The organism is Pectobacterium carotovorum (assembly GCF_900129615.1).
Taxonomy (GTDB): domain Bacteria; phylum Pseudomonadota; class Gammaproteobacteria; order Enterobacterales; family Enterobacteriaceae; genus Pectobacterium; species Pectobacterium carotovorum.
Genome location: NZ_FQWI01000010.1, coordinates 14,492 through 32,082, shown reverse-complemented (window position 1 = coordinate 32,082; position 17,591 = coordinate 14,492). Strand labels below are relative to the sequence as shown.

Genomic DNA, 17,591 nt, shown 5'->3' with positions numbered 1-17,591 from the left:
TCTTTAAAAACTACTGCGTTTTCTCGTAGGGGAATGAATTTTTGATAAAGTTGGCGTAGTAACGGTACTTCGTCTTGCTTGCCATCAGCTCTTCATAAATCATGCGTGCGACGCCGCTATAGAGATAGATGCTCCCATTCAGCAGTTCGACTTCCAACTGGCTTTTTTCTGCATCGTACCCGACTGAAAACAACTCTGTTGATGAAACTCGTTTTCTCTGCAAAATTAATCACTCCCAACGTATCAATACCGCATCCTGACGATATACCACCTTTCGAGCCTTCTAGCCATATTGTGTTATAACCTGAAGAACAGCGTTATAGCTCGAAATATATCGGGGTTAAACAGCAGCATATCTTTATTAGATCATGAATAATCAGTAAACGCTCACAGAATTCTTGCTCTGTCGCCCATCGACCCGCTTTGTTTGTCGTCGATGAGGGGATATTCCGATCGCACCGTTAATCCTGAGCAATAGCTCGTTGAAAAGCTGGCTGGCTTTCTATCCGCTCAATGTATTGCTGGATATGCGGGTAACGGTTGAAATCCAGACGCGTTTTCGCCAACACCAGCGGGACTGCCATTTGGATATCGGCACCGCTGAGCGACTCTCCCGCAAACCAATCTTGTTTAGTTAAATGCTGTTCGATGAACTGAAGTTGCGTCGTCAGCCGCGGCACAATAAAGGCCTGCTCGATACTTTGCACAATTTTGCGCGCGATAGGGCGGATGAAAAACGGCATCGGTGCGGATTCTGTTTTCGCCAATACTAAACGCATCACCAGCAGCGGCATGAGGGAACCTTCGGCAAAATGCAGCCAGAAGCGATAATCCAGCAGGGCTTGCCCGCTCTGTGGACGGAGCCTGCCGTTGCCGTAAGTTTCAATCAGGTATTCCACAATGGCTCCGGATTCGGCAATCGTCAGTTCGCCATCGGTAATCACCGGCGATTTCCCTAGCGGGTGGATTTGTTTGAGTGACGCCGGGGCGCTAAACGTTTTTGGGTCACGGGCGTAGCGAATGATTTCATAGTCAATGCCCAGTTCTTCCAGTAGCCAGGTCGCGCGGGTTGAGCGGGATTTTTCGAGGTGATGAACGTGTATCATCAAGATTTCCTTTTTGTTTGTCTTGGTTCCGTTATTCAGCACGGTGCAGGTGTGTGATTGTTTTACTGAGATTTGCTGTAACAGAGACGTGAAAATAGCACTCGGGAGACATCTCCCGAGTGCGGTTATCAGCTAGATGAGCATAGCCCATTATTCGTATCGCGATGATGCATACAACTATTTATGCGTACAAATAGTGGGCGTGGAAACGCAGGTGATCTTCGATGAAGCTAGCAATGAAGAAATAGCTGTGGTCATAGCCAGACTGTGTCCGCAGCGTCAGCGGCCAGTCATACTGGCTTGCCAGCGCTTCCAGTTTCGCCGGTTGCAGCTGGTCGGGGAGGAATTGATCGCAATCGCCCTGATCAACCAGCATAGGCAGCTTCTTCTGGCTATTCGCCAGCAAATGGCAGCTGTCATACTGCAACCACTGTGTTTCATCCTCGCCGAGGTAGGCGGTAAGCGCCTTGCGCCCCCACGGAACCTGGCTTGGGTTAACGATCGGTGCGAACGCCGACGCAGACAGGAATTGGTCCGGGTTGCGTAGCGCCAGCATCAGCGCGCCGTGCCCGCCCATCGAATGCCCACTGATGGACTGACGGCTATTCACGTTAAAATGTTGCTGGATCAGCGCGGGTAATTCGCTGCTGATGTAGTCATACATCCGGTAGTGTGCCGACCAAGGTGCCTGCGTGGCATTCACGTAGAATCCCGCGCCCTGACCCAGATCGTACCCTGCATCGTCCGCTACGCCATCGCCGCGCGGGCTGGTGTCTGGCATGACCAGCACCAGACCCAGCTCGGAGGCAACGCGCTGCGCGCCGGCTTTTGTCGTAAAATTTTCGTCATTGCAGGTTAACCCAGACAGCCAGTAAAGCACGGGCGGCGGCGTGTCATCCTGTGTCGGTGGCAGATAAATGCTGAACGTCATGGTGGTGTTCAGCGTTTCTGACACATGGCGGTAGCGCTGTTGCCAGCCGCCAAACATACGGTGTTCTTCCAGCAGTTCCAGTGATGAATTCATCGCTGTACAGCCTCCTTTATTCTGTTCCTGACGGTGGTGCAATTAACCGAAATGAATCACTGAGCGAATCGATTTGCCTTCATGCATTAAATCGAATGCCGTGTTGATCTCGTCCAGACCCATGGTGTGGGTGATGAAGTCATTCAGCGGGAATTCACCTTTCAGGTAACGATCGACAATGCCTGGCAGCTCGCTACGACCTTTCACGCCGCCGAAAGCAGAACCGCGCCATACGCGACCGGTCACCAGTTGGAACGGACGGGTTGCAATCTCTTCGCCAGCGCCAGCCACACCGATGATGATGGATTCGCCCCAGCCTTTATGACAGCACTCTAGCGCGGAACGCATAACATTGACGTTACCGATACACTCGAAGGAGAAGTCAACGCCGCCATCGGTCAGTTCAACAATGACGTCCTGAATCGGCTTATCGTAATCTTTCGGGTTGATCAGATCGGTAGCACCCAGTTTACGCGCCAGATCAAATTTGCTGGTGTTGAGATCGATACCGATGATGCGTCCGGCACCTGCCATTTGCGCCCCGATAATCGCCGACAGACCAATGCCGCCGAGGCCGAAAATCGCAACCGTATCGCCTGCTTTCACTTTTGCGGTATTCAGCACGGCGCCCATACCGGTGGTGACGCCACAGCCCAGCAGGCAGACTTCTTCCAGCGGCGCTTCTTTATTCACTTTCGCCAGCGAAATTTCAGGCACGACGGTGTGCTCTGCGAAGGTGGATGTGCCCATGTAGTGAAAAATCGGCTGGCCGTTTTTGGAGAAACGAGTGGTGCCGTCCGGCATCAGGCCTTTGCCCTGCGTGGAGCGAATAGCCTGACACAGGTTGGTTTTGCCAGAGCGACAGAATTTACATTCGCCACATTCTGGGGTGTAAAGCGGAATAACGTGATCGCCGACGGCAACGCTGGTCACGCCTTCCCCAATCGCTTCCACAATCCCGCCGCCTTCATGGCCAAGAATCGCTGGGAACACGCCTTCAGGATCTTTGCCGGACAGCGTGTAGGCATCCGTGTGGCACACGCCGGTTGCGACGATGCGTACCAACACTTCCCCTTTCTGTGGTGGCATCAGATCCACTTCTTCAACCGACAGTGGCTGGTTGGGACCCCAGGCGATGGCGGCGCGGGTTTTAATCATTTGCATGGTGGAGACTCCTAATGGCATTCCGTTATGGGTTGTAAGTTGAATGACAGGACGTAGCATTGCTCACTGTATCGTCCTCTCTTGAAAAGGGTCGTTCATGGAAAATAATGGGTTCATTCCGACTGAACGGGTGGTTCAATCATGCTGCTCTGTTCAATAATGAGCTTTTTAAGCGCCTCGACATTCGGGCCGAAGGCGTCGCGTCGCCAGACAAGCCAGGTGGACGCGGCGGCGATGTCGGGCGGTAATTCATGTACCTGAACGCGCGCGCCAGCGGGCAGCGATTCAAGGACGGCATAGGGGAGCATGGCGAGTCCGGCACCGCTAGCTACACAGGCAAGCATGGCATGGTATGAGTGGATTTCCATGATCGTGCTGGGCACCACGCCATCCTGCCGGAACCAGTTCTCAAGGCGCTTTCTGTAAGAACAGCTGGGGCGGAAGGCAAACAACGTATCGTGGCTGGCATCCCGTGCATGGGTAATCGGCGCGTGCGTCGTGTCCGATATCAGCACGAGTCGTTCCGTAAAACATGAACACCCATTCAGCTCATCGTAGACAACGGGGCCGTCCACTAACGCGGCTGCCAGCGTTCCCGCTCGCACGCGCTCAATGATTTCCCCCGATGTACCGGTGCTCAGGGACAGTGAAACATTGGGATAGCGCTGATGATAAGCCGCCAAGAGCGTAGGCAAACGCGTTGCCGCAGTGCTTTCCATCGAACCGAGTGCGAAATTACCTGCGGGTTCACCCGTGCGCGTCATGCTGATCGCTTCTTCGCTAAGTGCCAGAATGCGCTGCGCATAACATAAGAAATTGTGCCCAATAGGGGACAGGCGCAGGCGCTGTTTCTCACGGATAAACAGATCGGTGCCCAGTTCCAGTTCCAACTGGCGCAGCCGCGTGGTCAGATTTGAGGGTACCCGATGAAGCTGCTCTGCGGCGCGCGCGACGGAGCCCGTTTCGGCGACGAGACAGAACATGCGGAGCTGGGTCAAATCCATATCTTTCTCTTTTCGTAATGAACTGGTGTTTGATTATTCATTTTTTGTGAAGTTTAGCGGCAAGCAGCGCATTTCGCAACTGGCTTACGCCACACTGATGTGAACGTAGCGTGAACCCTGCGTGATGAGATGTGCTCGGAATGATGAAAATGACGGACGTAATTATCATCAAGATTAATATCTGGGCTTAGAAAGAGAAGAAAACGATAAAATGATCGCGGCCGGAATTAATAGCATCACAATCAACTATTGCTGCGAATAGGACATATTTTCTAATGAATAGGGCAGAATGAAAAAAATAAGAATAATCACAGAAAAATAAATCCGTATTTTCCCTGACGCAATAGCGAAGGCGTAAAAATAAATAGATAATTAAAATAAACAGTTAAATGTATATGTGAATTGCCGTATCAGAGCAATAGCCAGAAACTATCGCAATTCTTCATTTTGATCGCATTTATTGATGCAAGAGCGTAAAGTGCCCGTCTAAAGTGCCGATAATGTTAATGTATGGTAGGAATATCTTATCGTTATTGTAAGGAAGTGTATCTTTTGGTCATTAAAGGAAAATAACTCTAACTAATGAGAGCCTCTGCTCTTCATTAAATGACGTAACACCCGGCGTATTTCCAATTAAAAATGTGCGGCTATCTTGCAGAAAGCGCAGAGGAAAATCGCCAGATAATTTATAGGAGTCTTCTGTGAATTTTTTAAAAAATATCACCATCAGGGCAATGCTTTTAACAATATTGGGTCTGTTTCTGGCTGTATGGGGGGGAGCGTCTTTCTTTACCACTACCTCACTAAGCAGCATGACTAAACTATTGGAGTCCAGCGAAACTCAGCGTAAAAACGTAGAGATGCTGGTGAAAGGCAATGACCAGTATTTTCGTACGGTTACTCGCTTGTTGCGTTCTATGGATTTCCAACAAACAGGTGAAACTGCGGAAGCAGAAAAAGTATTTACGTCAGCAACGACTGCGTTTAAAAACACGTCAGATCAACTGGCTGCGTTTAAAGCCGTTGTACATGTCGGTGTCGATAAAGAAACGGCAGACAATATGATCGCCGCGTGGACCCAGATATTGGATAACGGGTTGACGCCGATGCTGAACGCCGCGCGTGAGAATCGTCAAGAAGAATTTCGTCAGCTTTTCCGTAAAACCTACCCGCCGCTGAGCGTGGCGTTTGGTGCGAATATGGATAAATACCAGACCGCGATGATTTCGTCGTCAGAGGCGTCAATGAACGAGGTCTATGGTCTGGTTGGCTGGAGCAACCATATTCTGCTGGGTGCGATGGTTCTTGGATTGCTCATCCTGCTGCTGACGGATCGCTATCTGGTTCACTATCTGGTCAAGCCGTTGAATATGATCAAAGGGTATTTTCAGGTGCTGGCTGCCGGTCAGCTTGGTCACCCGCTTGAAGAGTTTGGCCGCAACTGTGCAGGACAACTGATTCCTTATCTGAAAGAGATGCAGGGCAGTCTGGTTAATACGGTTTCCATTATTCGCGACAGCTCTGCATCAATTCATCAGGGCTCAAGCGAAATTAAAAGCGGCAATAACGATCTGTCCGCACGTACCGAGCAGCAGGCCGCCGCACTGGAGCAGACCGCTGCCAGTATGGAAGAGCTGAGTGCGACGGTGAAACAGAATGCCGATAACGTCCATCAGGCTACCAAGCTGGCGCAGGACGCTTCTGTTGCGGCGAAGAAAGGTGGTGACGTCACGGCTGATGTGATGGCGACGATGGCAAGTATTACGACTAGCTCGAAGAAAATTGCCGATATCACCAGTGTCATTAACGGTATTGCCTTCCAGACCAATATTCTGGCGCTGAACGCCGCGGTAGAAGCCGCCAGAGCTGGCGAACAAGGCCGCGGCTTTGCGGTCGTTGCGGGCGAAGTCCGTAATCTGGCGCAGCGCAGTGCTCAGGCAGCGAAAGAAATTGAAAGCCTGATTACCGAATCGGTTGAACGTGTCACCATGGGGTCAAATCAGGTCACACAAACCGGCGAAGCGATGGATTCCATCATTTCCGCCATTACCCGAGTGAACGATCTGATGGGCGAAATCGCATCGGCATCGGATGAACAGAGTCGCGGTATTACTCAGATTGGGCAGGCTGTTACCGAGATGGATGGCGTTACACAGCAGAACTCCGCACTGGTACAGGAATCTGCCGCTGCCGCTGCATCGTTGGAAGATCAGGCCCGTCAGTTAACTGAAGCGGTATCGGTGTTCCAACTGTCGGGTTCAGAGGCACTTCGTCGTCCCCAGCAGCGTCTGGCGGAGAACGTGCCAGCAACCCAAAAGCCGATGTTATTAGCGGCCGCTGGCGGTAAGAAGGGCAATGCTAACGACAACTGGGAAACCTTCTGATAGCTTCACAGCACGGGTCGTCAGGGCGCTGACGACCGCAAAAATCAGATGATTTATCGTTAAAAGCACTGGGATAGTCTCCCGGTGCTTTTTTGTTTATCGCTGACTTTTTTGTTTATCACTGAATAGCTACGGCTGAATAGGCGTTTTTTTGTGCATACGTTTCGGCCTTGTTACGGCACACAGGCACATCCGCCACGCTTGATAACTTGAATCTATTTCAACAATCATGACATACAATCGCTGGATAATCGTGACTCTCTCAACTAGAGTGTTGACGGCGCTAGGGTCTGACCAAGGCCGTGATAGTGCGATAGGCATAGTTACACCTGCAGGAGAATAATAATGTCATCACTAAGTAAAGAAGCCGTTATGGTGCACGAAGCGCTGCTGTCACGCGGTCTGGAAACGCCGCTGCGCGGCGCGTTGTTGGATCGGGATACGCGTAAGCAACGTATTGCCGAGCATATGACGGAAATTATGAATTTGCTGAGCCTCGATCTGGGCGATGACAGCCTGGCTGAAACACCGACGCGTATCGCCAAAATGTACGTTGATGAGATATTCTCCGGTTTGGACTACGCCAACTTCCCCAAAATCACCATCATTGAAAACAAAATGAAGGTCGATGAAATGGTTACCGTACGGGATATCACGCTGACCAGCACCTGTGAACACCATTTCGTGACGATCGATGGAAAAGCCACGGTGGCATATATTCCGAAAGATGGCGTCATCGGCTTGTCGAAACTCAATCGAATCGTCCAGTTTTTCTCTCAGCGCCCTCAGGTGCAGGAACGCTTAACTCAGCAGATTCTGGTCGCGCTGCAAACGCTGTTGGGAACCAACAACGTGGCGGTCTCGATTGATGCGGTGCACTACTGCGTGAAGGCACGTGGCATTCGTGATGCGACCAGTGCTACGACCACCACATCGCTCGGCGGGCTGTTTAAGTCCAGCCAAAATACGCGCCAGGAATTCTTGCGCGCGGTGCGTCACCACAATTAAGCCCTCTCTTATTGGCGATGATGAAGAAAATGCGCTTTGTCATCGTCAAATCGGTCATCGTCAAATCAGTAAGCATCTTCGCTTTTTCTCTGTATGTGCATACAATCGCTACTTCGATGATTTGAAAATGTAATTTGTATGCCTTCTCACTCTATACCGTCACCGCATTCGCCACCCTCGCGGATCGTTGCGCTGGATTTCGCGCGCGGCGTCGCCATCTTGGGTATTTTGCTGCTGAATATTACGGCGTTTGGCTTACCGCACGCGGCCTACCTGAATCCGGCCTGGCAGGGAGAAACCACATTATCTGATGCCTTAACCTGGGCGGCGATGGACCTGCTTGCACAAGCAAAATTTTTGACGTTGTTTTCTCTTCTTTTTGGCGCAGGGTTACAGCTGCTGTTGTCGCGGGGAAAACGCTGGGTACACGCACGTCTGTTCTGGTTGATGATCATCGGGCTGATTCATGCCATTTTCCTGTGGGATGGTGACATTTTACTCGACTATGCGCTGATTGGGCTGGTGTGTTACGGCATGATTCGCCACGCGGAAAGCAGTCGGTTGTTAATGCGGACGGGGGCGGTCCTGTATTTGGTGGGGATCGGCGTACTGTTTGTGTTGAGCCAGATTTTGAGCCTGCAACCGGGACGTTTCTGGCTGCCGGGCATGGCGGACATCGCCTATGAGGCCTACTGGCGGGCGTTAGGTGGGCCGGAAGCGTGGGGGAACCGTGTCGATCTGCTGACGGAAAGCCTGCTGTCACTGGGCGTGCAGTACGGCTGGCTGTTGGCGGGATCGATGCTGCTGGGAGCCGGCTTGATGCGTAGCGGCTGGCTGAAAGGTGAATTCAGTACGGCACACTACCGTAAGGTTGCGCTGTGGCTGATTCCGCTGGGTGTGGCAATTAACAGCATTGGCGTGGTAGGGCAGTGGCTGGTGGGTTGGGAATATCGCTGGAGCGGGTTGTTATTGCAGATCCCGCGTGAACTGAGTTCACCTTTGCAGGCGATAGGGTATCTGGCGCTGTGCTATGGCTTCTGGGCTACGCTGTGCCAATGGCGCATCACCTACTGGATTACGGATGTCGGGCGCATGGCGTTAACCAACTATTTGCTGCAAACGCTGATTTGTGTCGCGTTGTTTAATCAGCTTGGCCTGTTTATGGCGTTCAGCCGCCTGCAACTGCTGGCACTGGTTCCCGCTATCTGGATCGCCAATCTGGTCTTTTCTCACTACTGGCTACGCTATTTCCGTCAGGGACCGCTCGAATGGCTATGGCGTACGCTCACCAATGCGATAGGGAAAACGGCGTAGAGAAAGACCCTACGGTGCAGCCTGCTCGTGGTGAGCTTCGGATTCGGACTCGGGTTTTGCCAGTTGCTCCGGTTTAGCCTGATGCACTGGCGCGGGAAGCACCTGCTCCGGCAGGACGGCAGGATAATCCGGAGCATCCTCTGGAATGGTATGCTCGGCAGGAATCGGCACCTGTGGCCCTAAAAAGCGCGGCTCGCGTTTGAGGATATACAGGTCGAACAGCGCGCCCAGACGAGCGCCAAATTCACGAACCCGCACGGTCATCATATTTTTCGGGGAAGGCACGGCGTAACACTGCGCCTGAATACCGAGATGCAGCGCGATGAAGAGCGCTCGTTCACAGTGAAAACGCTGGGTGATGATGGTGAAATCGTTGGTATCAAACACCTTGCGCGTTCTGACGATGGAATCCAGCGTGCGGAACCCTGCATAGTCCAGCACGATATCCGAAGGCGGAACGCCTGCGGCGATCAAGTCACGACGCATCGTCATCGGTTCATTGTAACTTTGTAGCGCGTTATCACCGCTCAATAGCAGATAGCTGACTTTACCGCTGTTGTAAGCGTTAATCGTCCCTTGCATACGGAACAGGTAATACTGATTGATTACGCCAGTACGGTAGTATTTTGCCGTTCCCAAGACGACGCCGACCTGACGTTTCGGCAAGGTCTGAAGTTCATCGTAAATAAATGGCGCGGTTTTCCAACTGATCCAACGATCGAGGGCAAAAGCAGAGAGCAGCAGCACGCCAATGAGGGCTAACAAACCGAATGTCAGGCGTTTCCACATGCTTATGCCTCAGGTAAGGCGAGTAGACTAATCATGCCCCAAGGCTACTTTACCTGACAGGGGGACGCAAGACGCAGGCGAGGAACGGGCGGTTTATTGATTGAATTTTCAGCGTTCGGGGCGAGATGGTGTAAAAATAAAACGCCAGCTTTTCGGGCTGAAAAGCTGGCGTGATAAGCGTATTAAACGCGGCTACCCCACAGATCGTACTCGTCTGCGTGTTCGACCTTCACCTTGACGATGTCACCGACTTTCACGCCAGTTTCGCCGTTCAGGTAAACCGCGCCGTCAATTTCAGGGGCGTCAGCCATGCTGCGGCCAATCGCACCTTCTTCGTCGATTTCATCGATCAGCACCAGCACTTCACGGCCAATTTTATCCTGCAAACGCTGGGTGGAAATCGCCTGCTGAAGCTGCATGAAGCGGTGGAAACGCTCTTCTTTGACCTCTTCCGGCACCTGATCTGGCAATTCGTTTGCCGCTGCGCCTTCGACCGGGCTGAATTTAAAGCAGCCCACGCGGTCAAGTTTGGCTTCTTTCAGGAAGTCGAGCAGCATCTGGAAGTCTTCTTCCGTTTCGCCAGGGAAGCCGACAATAAAGGTAGAACGCAGCGTTAAGTCTGGGCAGATTTCGCGCCAGCGCTTAATGCGCTCCAGCGTTCTTTCTACCGCGCCAGGGCGCTTCATCAGCTTGAGAATTTTCGGGCTGGCGTGCTGGAGTGGAATATCCAGATAAGGCAGGATTTTGCCTTCTGCCATTAATGGGATCACATCGTCTACGTGCGGGTAAGGGTAGACATAGTGCAGGCGCACCCACACGCCGAGAGACGACAGTTGTTCACACAGGCTGACCATGCTGGTTTTGACTGGTTGCCCGTTCCAAAAGCCGGTGCGCTGCTTCACATCCGCGCCGTACGCAGAAGTATCCTGAGAAATCACCAGCAGTTCTTTTACCCCGGCATCAACCAGACGTTTCGCTTCGTCTAGCACTGAACCGATTGGACGGCTATCTAAATCGCCACGCATGGAAGGGATGATGCAGAACGTACAGCGGTGGTTACAGCCTTCTGAAATTTTCAGATAGGCGTAATGGCGCGGCGTGAGTTTCACACCTTGCTCGGGAACCAGACTGGTAAACGGGTTGTGCGTTGGCTTGGGAACATATTGATGCACGTGCGACAGCACCTGCTCGTAGCTGTGCGGACCGGTAATTTCCAGCACTTTTGGATGCACTTCGCGTATTTGGTTTTCTTTGGCACCCAGACAGCCCGTTACGATGACTTTACCGTTTTCATTCAGCGCTTCGCCGATGGCTTCCAGCGACTCTTGTACGGCGCTGTCAATAAAACCACAGGTATTGACGATCACCAGTTCAGCGTCGTCATAACGTGGGACGACCTGATAACCTTCAGTACGCAGTTCGGTCAGAATCCTCTCGGAGTCGACGAGGTTTTTCGGGCAACCGAGGGAAACAAAGCCGATACGTGGTTGTTGCATATTATTCGCTCACAAAATAAACAGAAAATAAAAACCGGAGGATTCTACACCATAGTTGATTATCCTTATAGTCAGTGGTGTAAAACTCAGCATTTTATCGCTGTGGTGATGGTGTTTTTAACGGCTGAATTTCTTCAATAAATGTAAACCTTGCCCCGTTTTTTTGCACAAACATCGCCTGCCGCCTAAATTTACAGGACTTTTTGTTGGATGGAGACAACGCTATGCCCCATTGCCTGATGCCTCGCGATTCTGCTTCACACACCGTGTTACGACGATTTTCTGCTGCACCGCATTGGCTGCTGCTCAGTGCGACGCTGCTGTTTTCCAGCCAGCTATTGGCGGCGGAGCCGAAGGTGACGGAATTGCAGGATAAGCTGGATCACCCGTGGTCATTAGCGTTTTTACCGGAAGAACAGGGGATTCTGATTACGGAGCGCGCCGGGAATTTACGTTTATGGAAAGCGGGTAGCGCGCTGTCTGCGCCGATAGCCGGTGTACCAAAAGTTTTTGCTAAATCACAAGGTGGATTGCTGGAAGTCGCGCTATCGCCGGATTTTGCACAGAATCGGCGCATCTACCTGAGCTTTGCCGAAGAGGGGAGCGAGGGTAAAGCGGGAACCGCTGTCGGCTACGGTAAACTCTCTGAAGATAATAAACGGTTAGAGAATTTCACGGTCTTCTTCCGTCAGGAACCGAAGCTGTCGACGGGTAACCATTTCGGCGGCAAGCTGGCCTTTGATCGACAAGGGCATCTGTTTATTGCGCTGGGTGAAAATAACGAGCGTCCGACAGCACAAGATCTGGATAAATTACAGGGCAAAATTGTTCGTTTGACCACTGAGGGTAAAGTGCCGTCCGATAACCCGTTTGTGAATACGCCTAACGCACGACCAGAAATCTGGTCTTACGGACATCGTAACCCGCAGGGATTAGCGATTAATCCGTGGTCTGGCGCGCTGTGGGAAAATGAACACGGTCCGAAAGGCGGCGATGAAATCAATATTCCCAAAGCGGGCGAAAATTACGGCTGGCCGATTGCGACACACGGCATTAACTATTCCGGGCTGAAGATTCCAGAAGCGAAAGGAAAAGAGATCGCCGGGATGGTGAACCCCGATTTTTACTGGGAAAAATCACCGGGCATCAGTGGAATGGCCTTCTATAATAGCGATCGTTTCCCGCAGTGGAAAAATTCCGTCTTTATCGGCGCGCTGGCAGAAAAGAACCTGATTCGTCTGACGCTTGATGGCGATAAGGTGGCTTCCCAAGAGCGCTTGCTGGGCGACCGCGGCGAACGTATACGCGACGTAAGACTGGGGCCGGACGGCTACCTCTATCTGCTGACCGATCACGACAATGGCAAATTGCTGAAAGTCGGGTTGGAGTAATAAATCAGGCACCTTGCGGTGCCTGTTTTACTTAAGACAGCGGAATCATGACGTGCTTCTGATACGCCGGGCGTTCGGTGAGTTGCTGATACCAGCGTTCCAGATGAGGATGCGACTGTTGTTCAATCGGCATATTCAGCCAGCCGTAAGCAATGCAGCCCAGCGGAATATCGCCAACGCCAAACTGTTCGCCGGATAGCCACGGCTGATTAGCCAGAACGGTATCGACTATATCGAACAGACGTTCGCATTCGGCGATGCCTTTCTGTACTAACGCCATATCGCGTTTTTCTGGCGCAACGCGCACCATATTAATGAACACCGGCCCGAAAGAGACGGCGAAGGAGGTGGCCCAGTCCATCCACTTCTCGGCACTTGCGCGTTTGCTCGCGTCTGCAATGTACAGCGAATCCTGACCATACTGTGCCGCCAGATAACGTACGATGGTGTTGGATTCCCACAGCACCAGATCGCCGTCCCGCAAGCAGGGGATGAGGCCATTAGGGTTCATCGCCAGATAATCGGCCTCATGGTTGAGACCGAATTGTCCGCCCGCTGCAATATGCTGATAAGGCAACGCCAGTTCTTCTGCACACCATAGGACCTTCTTTACGTTGGTCGAATTATCACGACCCCAAATCGTTATCATACTGCCCCCTTTCTTCGTGAAGCCTGTCTCGGTTATCCGCGACAGCCGATGAGAAATAATGATATGCCTTTTTAGTCTTTATGATTTAACCCGCCATTCTTAATAATGACAGCAAGTTACATTCAGACAGGAAAGTTACACAATGACATTGACGCATTCTGTTCGCGCCGTGCTGGGCATCACACTGCTTGCTGCCGGTATGCAACTGGCCATTGCCAGCAGCGATCCACAGACGATCACGTTTGGCGTAGCCCCCGGGCCGTATGGCGACATGGTGAATCTGGCCATCAAACCTGAGCTGGTGAAAAAAGGCTACAAGGTCGTCGTGCGTGAATTTAGTGATTACGTTCAGCCTAATCTGGCGCTGGCCAACGGCAGTATTGATGCCAACCTCTTCCAGCATACGCTGTATCTGGAAAAATTCGCCGCCGATAAAGGGTTAAAAATTTCCCCGCTGATTACCGTGCCGACAGCCAGCATGGGCTTCTACTCGAAGAAAATCAAATCGCTGGATGAGCTGAAAAAAGGAGATGTGGTCACGCTCTCTAATGACGCGACCAATCTGGCGCGCGGCCTGCGTTTCCTGCAATCGATAGGGCTGGTTACCATTAAAGCGGATATCGATCCGACCAAAGCGTCTGAGAAAGATATTCTTGAAAACCCGCGTGGGTTGGTCTTCAAACCGATGGAAGCGGCACAATTGCCCCGAACGCTGGATAGCGTAACGGCATCGCTGGTGAATGGTAATTTCGCGCTGGCGTCTGGGATGAAACTGTCATCGGCCATCAAGCTGGAAACGCTGGATGAGAACCTGAAGAATATTATTGCTGTGCGTACCGACGATCTCGATAAACCGTTTGTTAAAGAGACCAAAGCGATTGTGGAATCACCCGCGTATGCTGCGGTGATCAACGATCCCGCGTTGATGTATAGCCAATTCCAGAAACCAGAGTGGATGCAGGCGAAAACGCCAGCGCCCGCACAGTAAGTTTCAGGCTACACAAAATATCCTTTGGCCGGTCTATGACCGGCTTTCTTCTTTTCCGCTCAGGCCAGGAGTTTGCGGATAATGATCCAGTTAGAAGGGGTTAGTGTTGACTTCTTGCACGGGAAGCAGCCAGAAAACCGCGCAGTAGACAACGTGTCGTTGCACATCTCGCGTGGTGAAGTTTACGGGATTGTCGGTACCAGTGGCGCGGGGAAAAGCACGCTGCTGCGGACTATCAATCTCTTGCAGCGCCCGACGTCAGGCCGGGTGCTCGTCAATGGCGTGCTCATCAGCGAATTAGCTGGGCAACCGCTGCGAGAACAGCGGCAAAAAATTGGCATGATATTTCAGCATTTCAACCTGATGCAGACGCGTACCGTGGCAGAAAACGTGGCGTTCAGCCTGAAAGCCGCTGGGAAATCCAGTGCGGATATTGCAGCGCGCGTGCCGGAAATCCTGAATCTGGTAGGGTTGACGGATAAAGCGTTGTCTTATCCGGCGCAGCTCAGCGGCGGTCAGAAACAGCGCGTGGGCATCGCCAGAGCCATTGCCAACGATCCCGAAGTGTTGTTGTGTGATGAGCCGACCTCGGCACTCGATCTGGAAACCTCAGCCGCTATTCTGGCGCTGCTGAAAGAGATTAACGAGAAACTGGGCATTACCATCGTGCTGATTTCTCATGAGATGAGCGTGATTAAGGCTGTTTGCGATCGGGTTGCGGTGATGACGGGTGGTCGGGTTGTGGAAGAGGGCGATGTTTTCGATATCTTCGCGACGCCGCAGCACGCGTTTACCCGTCAACTGGTGTCCCATACGCTCGATCTCGCGTTGCCACCCCGCTTGCTGGAGGGGTTACAGGGCACATTACTGAAGATTCTGTTTGTTGGCGAATCGGCGGAGCAACCCGTGCTGTCGGATGTTGCAACGCGCTTTGGCGTGTCGGTTAATATCTTGCACGGTAAGATCGAATACATCGGCAACCGTGCGCTAGGCATACTCGTGGCGCTATTAACCCATCCATCCGACCCCGTAAAAGTGACGGAAGCGGTGGAACATATTCAGGTAAGAACGGCGAAGGTGGAGGTGCTGCATGGCTGATTTATGGATCGATCTGGTCGCGGCGTTCGGCGAAACGTTCCAGATGGTGGGGATTTCCACGCTGCTTGCTGTGATCGGCGGTTTGCCGCTGGGGCTGCTGATTTACGTCACCGATAGAAACCTGTTCTGGCAAAACCGCGCCGTCTATCTGTTTGGCACGGTGCTGGTGAATATTATCCGTTCTATTCCCTTCGTGATTCTGCTGGTCTTGCTGTTGCCGCTGACGCAGTGTCTCTTGGGGAATACGATTGGGCCTGTGGCGGCGGCGGTGCCAATGTCGGTCGCCGCGATCGCGTTTTATGCGCGTCTGGTGGATAGCGCGCTGCGTGAAATCGATCCCGGTATCGTGGAAGCGGCCGAAGCGTTTGGAGCCAGCCCGATGCGTATTATCGGCACGGTGCTGCTGCCAGAGGCGAAAGCGGGACTATTGCGTGGCCTGACGATTACTCTGGTGAGCCTCATCGGTTATTCGGCGATGGCGGGCATTGTCGGCGGCGGCGGGGTGGGTGATTTGGCGATCCGCTTCGGTTATTACCGCTATGAAACCGAGGTGATGGTGATTACCGTTATTGCGCTGGTTATTCTGGTGCAGGTGGTACAGACGCTGGGTGACTGGCTGTCAAAACGCGCAGATAAGCGCGAACGTCGCTAAGGGTATTTCCAACCGCTGGGCACGAGGGCGTCTGTGCTGCCATGTCCCTCGTGCTATCCGCTATTTTTCTGGTAGTCTTGCCGTCTGCATTTTCAGACATTCCTTATTTTTCCCTAAGTCATTTTTTTATCTGCCTTTTTTTAGAAACTTTCATTTCTTTGACTATCTTTACAGAATGAACGGTTTTCATCCCACAGATGACGCGTTACCTTTGTATGTTACTAAAGTTTTCAAAACATATTGAAAATTAAGAATTTTTAACGACTGATGGATATCGCGGCGAACTCATGAAAACAACTCCTTTCCTGACCAGACTCACGTCTTTCTCTGTAGGTACGGTATTGCTTGTTGGTTTAGTGCCATTCACCTATGCGGAACAGTTGCCAGCGGTGCCGCAAATTGATGCCAAAGCCTATATCCTGATCGATCACCACAGCGGTAAAGTGCTGGCGGAAAGCAATGCCGATGAGCGCCTTGACCCTGCCAGCCTGACAAAAATTATGGCGAGCTATGTGATTGGGCAGGCGATCAAATCCGGTAAAATTCGTCCGACGGATGAAGTGACCGTCGGAAAAGATGCCTGGGCAACCGGCAATCCGGCGCTACGCGGTTCGTCGCTGATGTTCCTTAAGCCGGGCGACCGCATCCCTGTTTCTGAGTTAAATAAAGGCATTGTCATTCAGTCAGGCAATGATGCCAGTATCGCGCTGGCGGATTACGTCGCGGGTAGTCAGGATGCGTTCGTTAGCCTGATGAACAATTATGCGAAGGCGCTTAACCTGACGAATACGAATTTTCTTACTGTGCACGGGCTCGATGCGCCGGGGCAGTACAGCACCGCGCGCGATATGGCGCTATTAGGGCAGGCGCTGATTCGCGATGTGCCAGAAGAATACGCGTTGCACAAGGAAAAAGAGTTCACCTTCAATAACATTCGCCAGCCTAACCGTAACCGTCTGCTGTGGAGCACTAACCTGAATGTAGACGGTGTGAAAACTGGCCATACCAACGGAGCGGGGCACAATCTGGTGGCCTCGGCCACCGAAGGTAATATGCGCCTGATTTCCGTGGTGTTGGGGGCGCAAACGGATGCCATTCGCTTCCGTGAAAGTGAAAAACTGCTCACCTGGGGCTTCCGCTTTTTCGAAACGGTAACGCCTATCAAGACGGATGCGCCTTTTACCACGCAGCGGGTCTGGTTTGGTACTGAGAAAGAGGCACGGCTTGGCGTCGCACAGGATGCTGCGCTGACCATCCCGAAAGGACAAATGAAGAACCTGAAAGCCAGCTTTACGCTCAATCAGCCGCAGCTTTCCGCACCGCTAACCAAGAATCAGGTTGTCGGCACTATCGACTTCCAACTGGACGGCAAGAGCATCGGACAGCGCGAACTGGTCGCGATGGATGATATTCCAGAGGCCGGTTTCTTTAGCCGCCTCTGGGATACGGTTATGATGAAGGTGCAGCAGTGGTTCGGTGGGCTATTCGGCTAAGAGCCTACCTCATTAGGGCTATTTTATTTGC

Annotated in this window: 17 protein-coding genes; 8 read left to right on the top strand and 9 right to left on the bottom strand. The window is 52.2% G+C overall.

Going from position 1 to position 17,591, the window contains the following annotated elements; translation table 11 throughout:
• Window positions 1–10 precede the first annotated feature (10 nt).
• From BUB06_RS17985 to BUB06_RS22210, 6 genes are all read right to left on the bottom strand, one after another.
• Entirely contained in the window at window positions 11–223 is a 213-nt protein-coding gene (locus BUB06_RS17985) for a KTSC domain-containing protein (RefSeq protein WP_029367290.1), read from the bottom strand.
• A 238-nt stretch (window positions 224–461) separates the two neighbouring features.
• The gene (locus tag BUB06_RS17980) at window positions 462–1,106 is read right to left on the bottom strand and encodes a glutathione S-transferase (protein ID WP_039475656.1); all 645 of its coding nucleotides are present in this window, start codon (window positions 1,104–1,106) and stop codon (window positions 462–464) included.
• 181 nt (window positions 1,107–1,287) lie between these two features.
• Window positions 1,288–2,130 (bottom strand): S-formylglutathione hydrolase, encoded by an 843-nt coding sequence (gene fghA / locus BUB06_RS17975; protein WP_039475658.1) that lies wholly within the window; start codon window positions 2,128–2,130, stop codon window positions 1,288–1,290.
• A 42-nt stretch (window positions 2,131–2,172) separates the two neighbouring features.
• Window positions 2,173–3,294, bottom strand: coding sequence for an S-(hydroxymethyl)glutathione dehydrogenase/class III alcohol dehydrogenase (locus tag BUB06_RS17970; protein ID WP_010294737.1), 1,122 nt, complete (start codon window positions 3,292–3,294; stop codon window positions 2,173–2,175).
• Window positions 3,295–3,407: 113 nt separating this feature from the next.
• Window positions 3,408–4,298 (bottom strand): putrescine utilization regulator PtrR, encoded by an 891-nt coding sequence (gene ptrR, locus BUB06_RS17965; protein WP_039475661.1) that lies wholly within the window; start codon window positions 4,296–4,298, stop codon window positions 3,408–3,410.
• 559 nt (window positions 4,299–4,857) lie between these two features.
• Window positions 4,858–5,112, bottom strand: coding sequence for a hypothetical protein (locus BUB06_RS22210; RefSeq protein ID WP_010294727.1), 255 nt, complete (start codon window positions 5,110–5,112; stop codon window positions 4,858–4,860).
• Here BUB06_RS22210 and BUB06_RS17960 point away from each other — a divergent pair.
• The 3 genes from BUB06_RS17960 to yeiB all read left to right on the top strand — a co-directional run bounded on the left by BUB06_RS17960 (window position 5,000) and on the right by yeiB (window position 9,004).
• Complete coding sequence (locus BUB06_RS17960; RefSeq protein WP_029367285.1) at window positions 5,000–6,682, top strand: methyl-accepting chemotaxis protein; 1,683 nt, start codon at window positions 5,000–5,002, stop codon at window positions 6,680–6,682. The two genes, BUB06_RS22210 and BUB06_RS17960, sit on opposite strands and share 113 nt — an antisense overlap.
• Window positions 6,683–7,027: 345 nt before the next feature.
• Window positions 7,028–7,690, top strand: coding sequence for a GTP cyclohydrolase I FolE (gene folE, locus BUB06_RS17955; RefSeq protein ID WP_010294723.1), 663 nt, complete (start codon window positions 7,028–7,030; stop codon window positions 7,688–7,690).
• 138 nt (window positions 7,691–7,828) lie between these two features.
• Entirely contained in the window at window positions 7,829–9,004 is a 1,176-nt protein-coding gene (gene yeiB / locus BUB06_RS17950; protein WP_039475663.1) for a DUF418 domain-containing protein YeiB, read from the top strand.
• Between the two features lie 9 nt (window positions 9,005–9,013).
• Here yeiB and sanA read toward each other — a convergent pair whose 3' ends face one another.
• Window positions 9,014–9,793, bottom strand: coding sequence for an outer membrane permeability protein SanA (gene sanA, locus BUB06_RS17945; RefSeq protein WP_039475665.1), 780 nt, complete (start codon window positions 9,791–9,793; stop codon window positions 9,014–9,016).
• Between the two features lie 182 nt (window positions 9,794–9,975).
• On the bottom strand, window positions 9,976–11,289 hold the full coding sequence (gene rimO / locus BUB06_RS17940) for a 30S ribosomal protein S12 methylthiotransferase RimO (protein WP_039475671.1): 1,314 nt from the start codon (window positions 11,287–11,289) through the stop codon (window positions 9,976–9,978).
• A gap of 224 nt (window positions 11,290–11,513) precedes the next feature.
• On the opposite strand from rimO, the gene BUB06_RS17935 reads away from it, so the two are divergent.
• Complete coding sequence (locus BUB06_RS17935; protein ID WP_039475673.1) at window positions 11,514–12,680, top strand: PQQ-dependent sugar dehydrogenase; 1,167 nt, start codon at window positions 11,514–11,516, stop codon at window positions 12,678–12,680.
• Window positions 12,681–12,711: 31 nt separating this feature from the next.
• On the opposite strand, the gene BUB06_RS17930 is transcribed toward BUB06_RS17935, so the two are convergent.
• A complete protein-coding gene (locus tag BUB06_RS17930) occupies window positions 12,712–13,329 on the bottom strand; it encodes a glutathione S-transferase family protein (protein ID WP_039475675.1) in 618 nt (205 codons plus the stop codon).
• Between the two features lie 142 nt (window positions 13,330–13,471).
• On the opposite strand from BUB06_RS17930, the gene BUB06_RS17925 reads away from it, so the two are divergent.
• From BUB06_RS17925 to BUB06_RS17910, 4 genes are all read left to right on the top strand, one after another.
• Complete coding sequence (locus BUB06_RS17925; protein ID WP_039475676.1) at window positions 13,472–14,317, top strand: MetQ/NlpA family ABC transporter substrate-binding protein; 846 nt, start codon at window positions 13,472–13,474, stop codon at window positions 14,315–14,317.
• 81 nt (window positions 14,318–14,398) lie between these two features.
• Window positions 14,399–15,415, top strand: a complete 1,017-nt coding sequence (locus BUB06_RS17920; protein ID WP_039475678.1) for a methionine ABC transporter ATP-binding protein — start codon at window positions 14,399–14,401, stop codon at window positions 15,413–15,415.
• A complete protein-coding gene (locus BUB06_RS17915) occupies window positions 15,408–16,067 on the top strand; it encodes a methionine ABC transporter permease (RefSeq protein WP_014915042.1) in 660 nt (219 codons plus the stop codon). Before BUB06_RS17920 ends, BUB06_RS17915 begins: the two co-directional genes overlap by 8 nt.
• Before the next feature lie 287 nt (window positions 16,068–16,354).
• On the top strand, window positions 16,355–17,560 hold the full coding sequence (locus BUB06_RS17910) for a serine hydrolase (protein ID WP_010307319.1): 1,206 nt from the start codon (window positions 16,355–16,357) through the stop codon (window positions 17,558–17,560).
• Window positions 17,561–17,591: the final 31 nt, after the last annotated feature.

Bases quoted from the DNA above. Each gene is read 5' to 3' on its own strand.
- BUB06_RS17930 (WP_039475675.1), bottom strand. From the start codon at position 13,329: ATGATAACGATTTGGGGTCGTGATAATTCGACCAACGTAAAGAAGGTC.
- BUB06_RS17910 (WP_010307319.1), top strand. From the start codon at position 16,355: ATGAAAACAACTCCTTTCCTGACCAGACTCACGTCTTTCTCTGTAGGT.
- fghA (WP_039475658.1), bottom strand. From the start codon at position 2,130: ATGAATTCATCACTGGAACTGCTGGAAGAACACCGTATGTTTGGCGGC.
- BUB06_RS17925 (WP_039475676.1), top strand. From the start codon at position 13,472: ATGACATTGACGCATTCTGTTCGCGCCGTGCTGGGCATCACACTGCTT.
- BUB06_RS17915 (WP_014915042.1), top strand. From the start codon at position 15,408: ATGGCTGATTTATGGATCGATCTGGTCGCGGCGTTCGGCGAAACGTTC.
- rimO (WP_039475671.1), bottom strand. From the start codon at position 11,289: ATGCAACAACCACGTATCGGCTTTGTTTCCCTCGGTTGCCCGAAAAAC.
- BUB06_RS17970 (WP_010294737.1), bottom strand. From the start codon at position 3,294: ATGCAAATGATTAAAACCCGCGCCGCCATCGCCTGGGGTCCCAACCAG.
- BUB06_RS17980 (WP_039475656.1), bottom strand. From the start codon at position 1,106: ATGATACACGTTCATCACCTCGAAAAATCCCGCTCAACCCGCGCGACC.
- ptrR (WP_039475661.1), bottom strand. From the start codon at position 4,298: ATGGATTTGACCCAGCTCCGCATGTTCTGTCTCGTCGCCGAAACGGGC.
- folE (WP_010294723.1), top strand. From the start codon at position 7,028: ATGTCATCACTAAGTAAAGAAGCCGTTATGGTGCACGAAGCGCTGCTG.
- BUB06_RS17935 (WP_039475673.1), top strand. From the start codon at position 11,514: ATGCCCCATTGCCTGATGCCTCGCGATTCTGCTTCACACACCGTGTTA.
- yeiB (WP_039475663.1), top strand. From the start codon at position 7,829: ATGCCTTCTCACTCTATACCGTCACCGCATTCGCCACCCTCGCGGATC.
- sanA (WP_039475665.1), bottom strand. From the start codon at position 9,793: ATGTGGAAACGCCTGACATTCGGTTTGTTAGCCCTCATTGGCGTGCTG.
- BUB06_RS22210 (WP_010294727.1), bottom strand. From the start codon at position 5,112: ATGCTGCTTAGTGAGGTAGTGGTAAAGAAAGACGCTCCCCCCCATACA.
- BUB06_RS17920 (WP_039475678.1), top strand. From the start codon at position 14,399: ATGATCCAGTTAGAAGGGGTTAGTGTTGACTTCTTGCACGGGAAGCAG.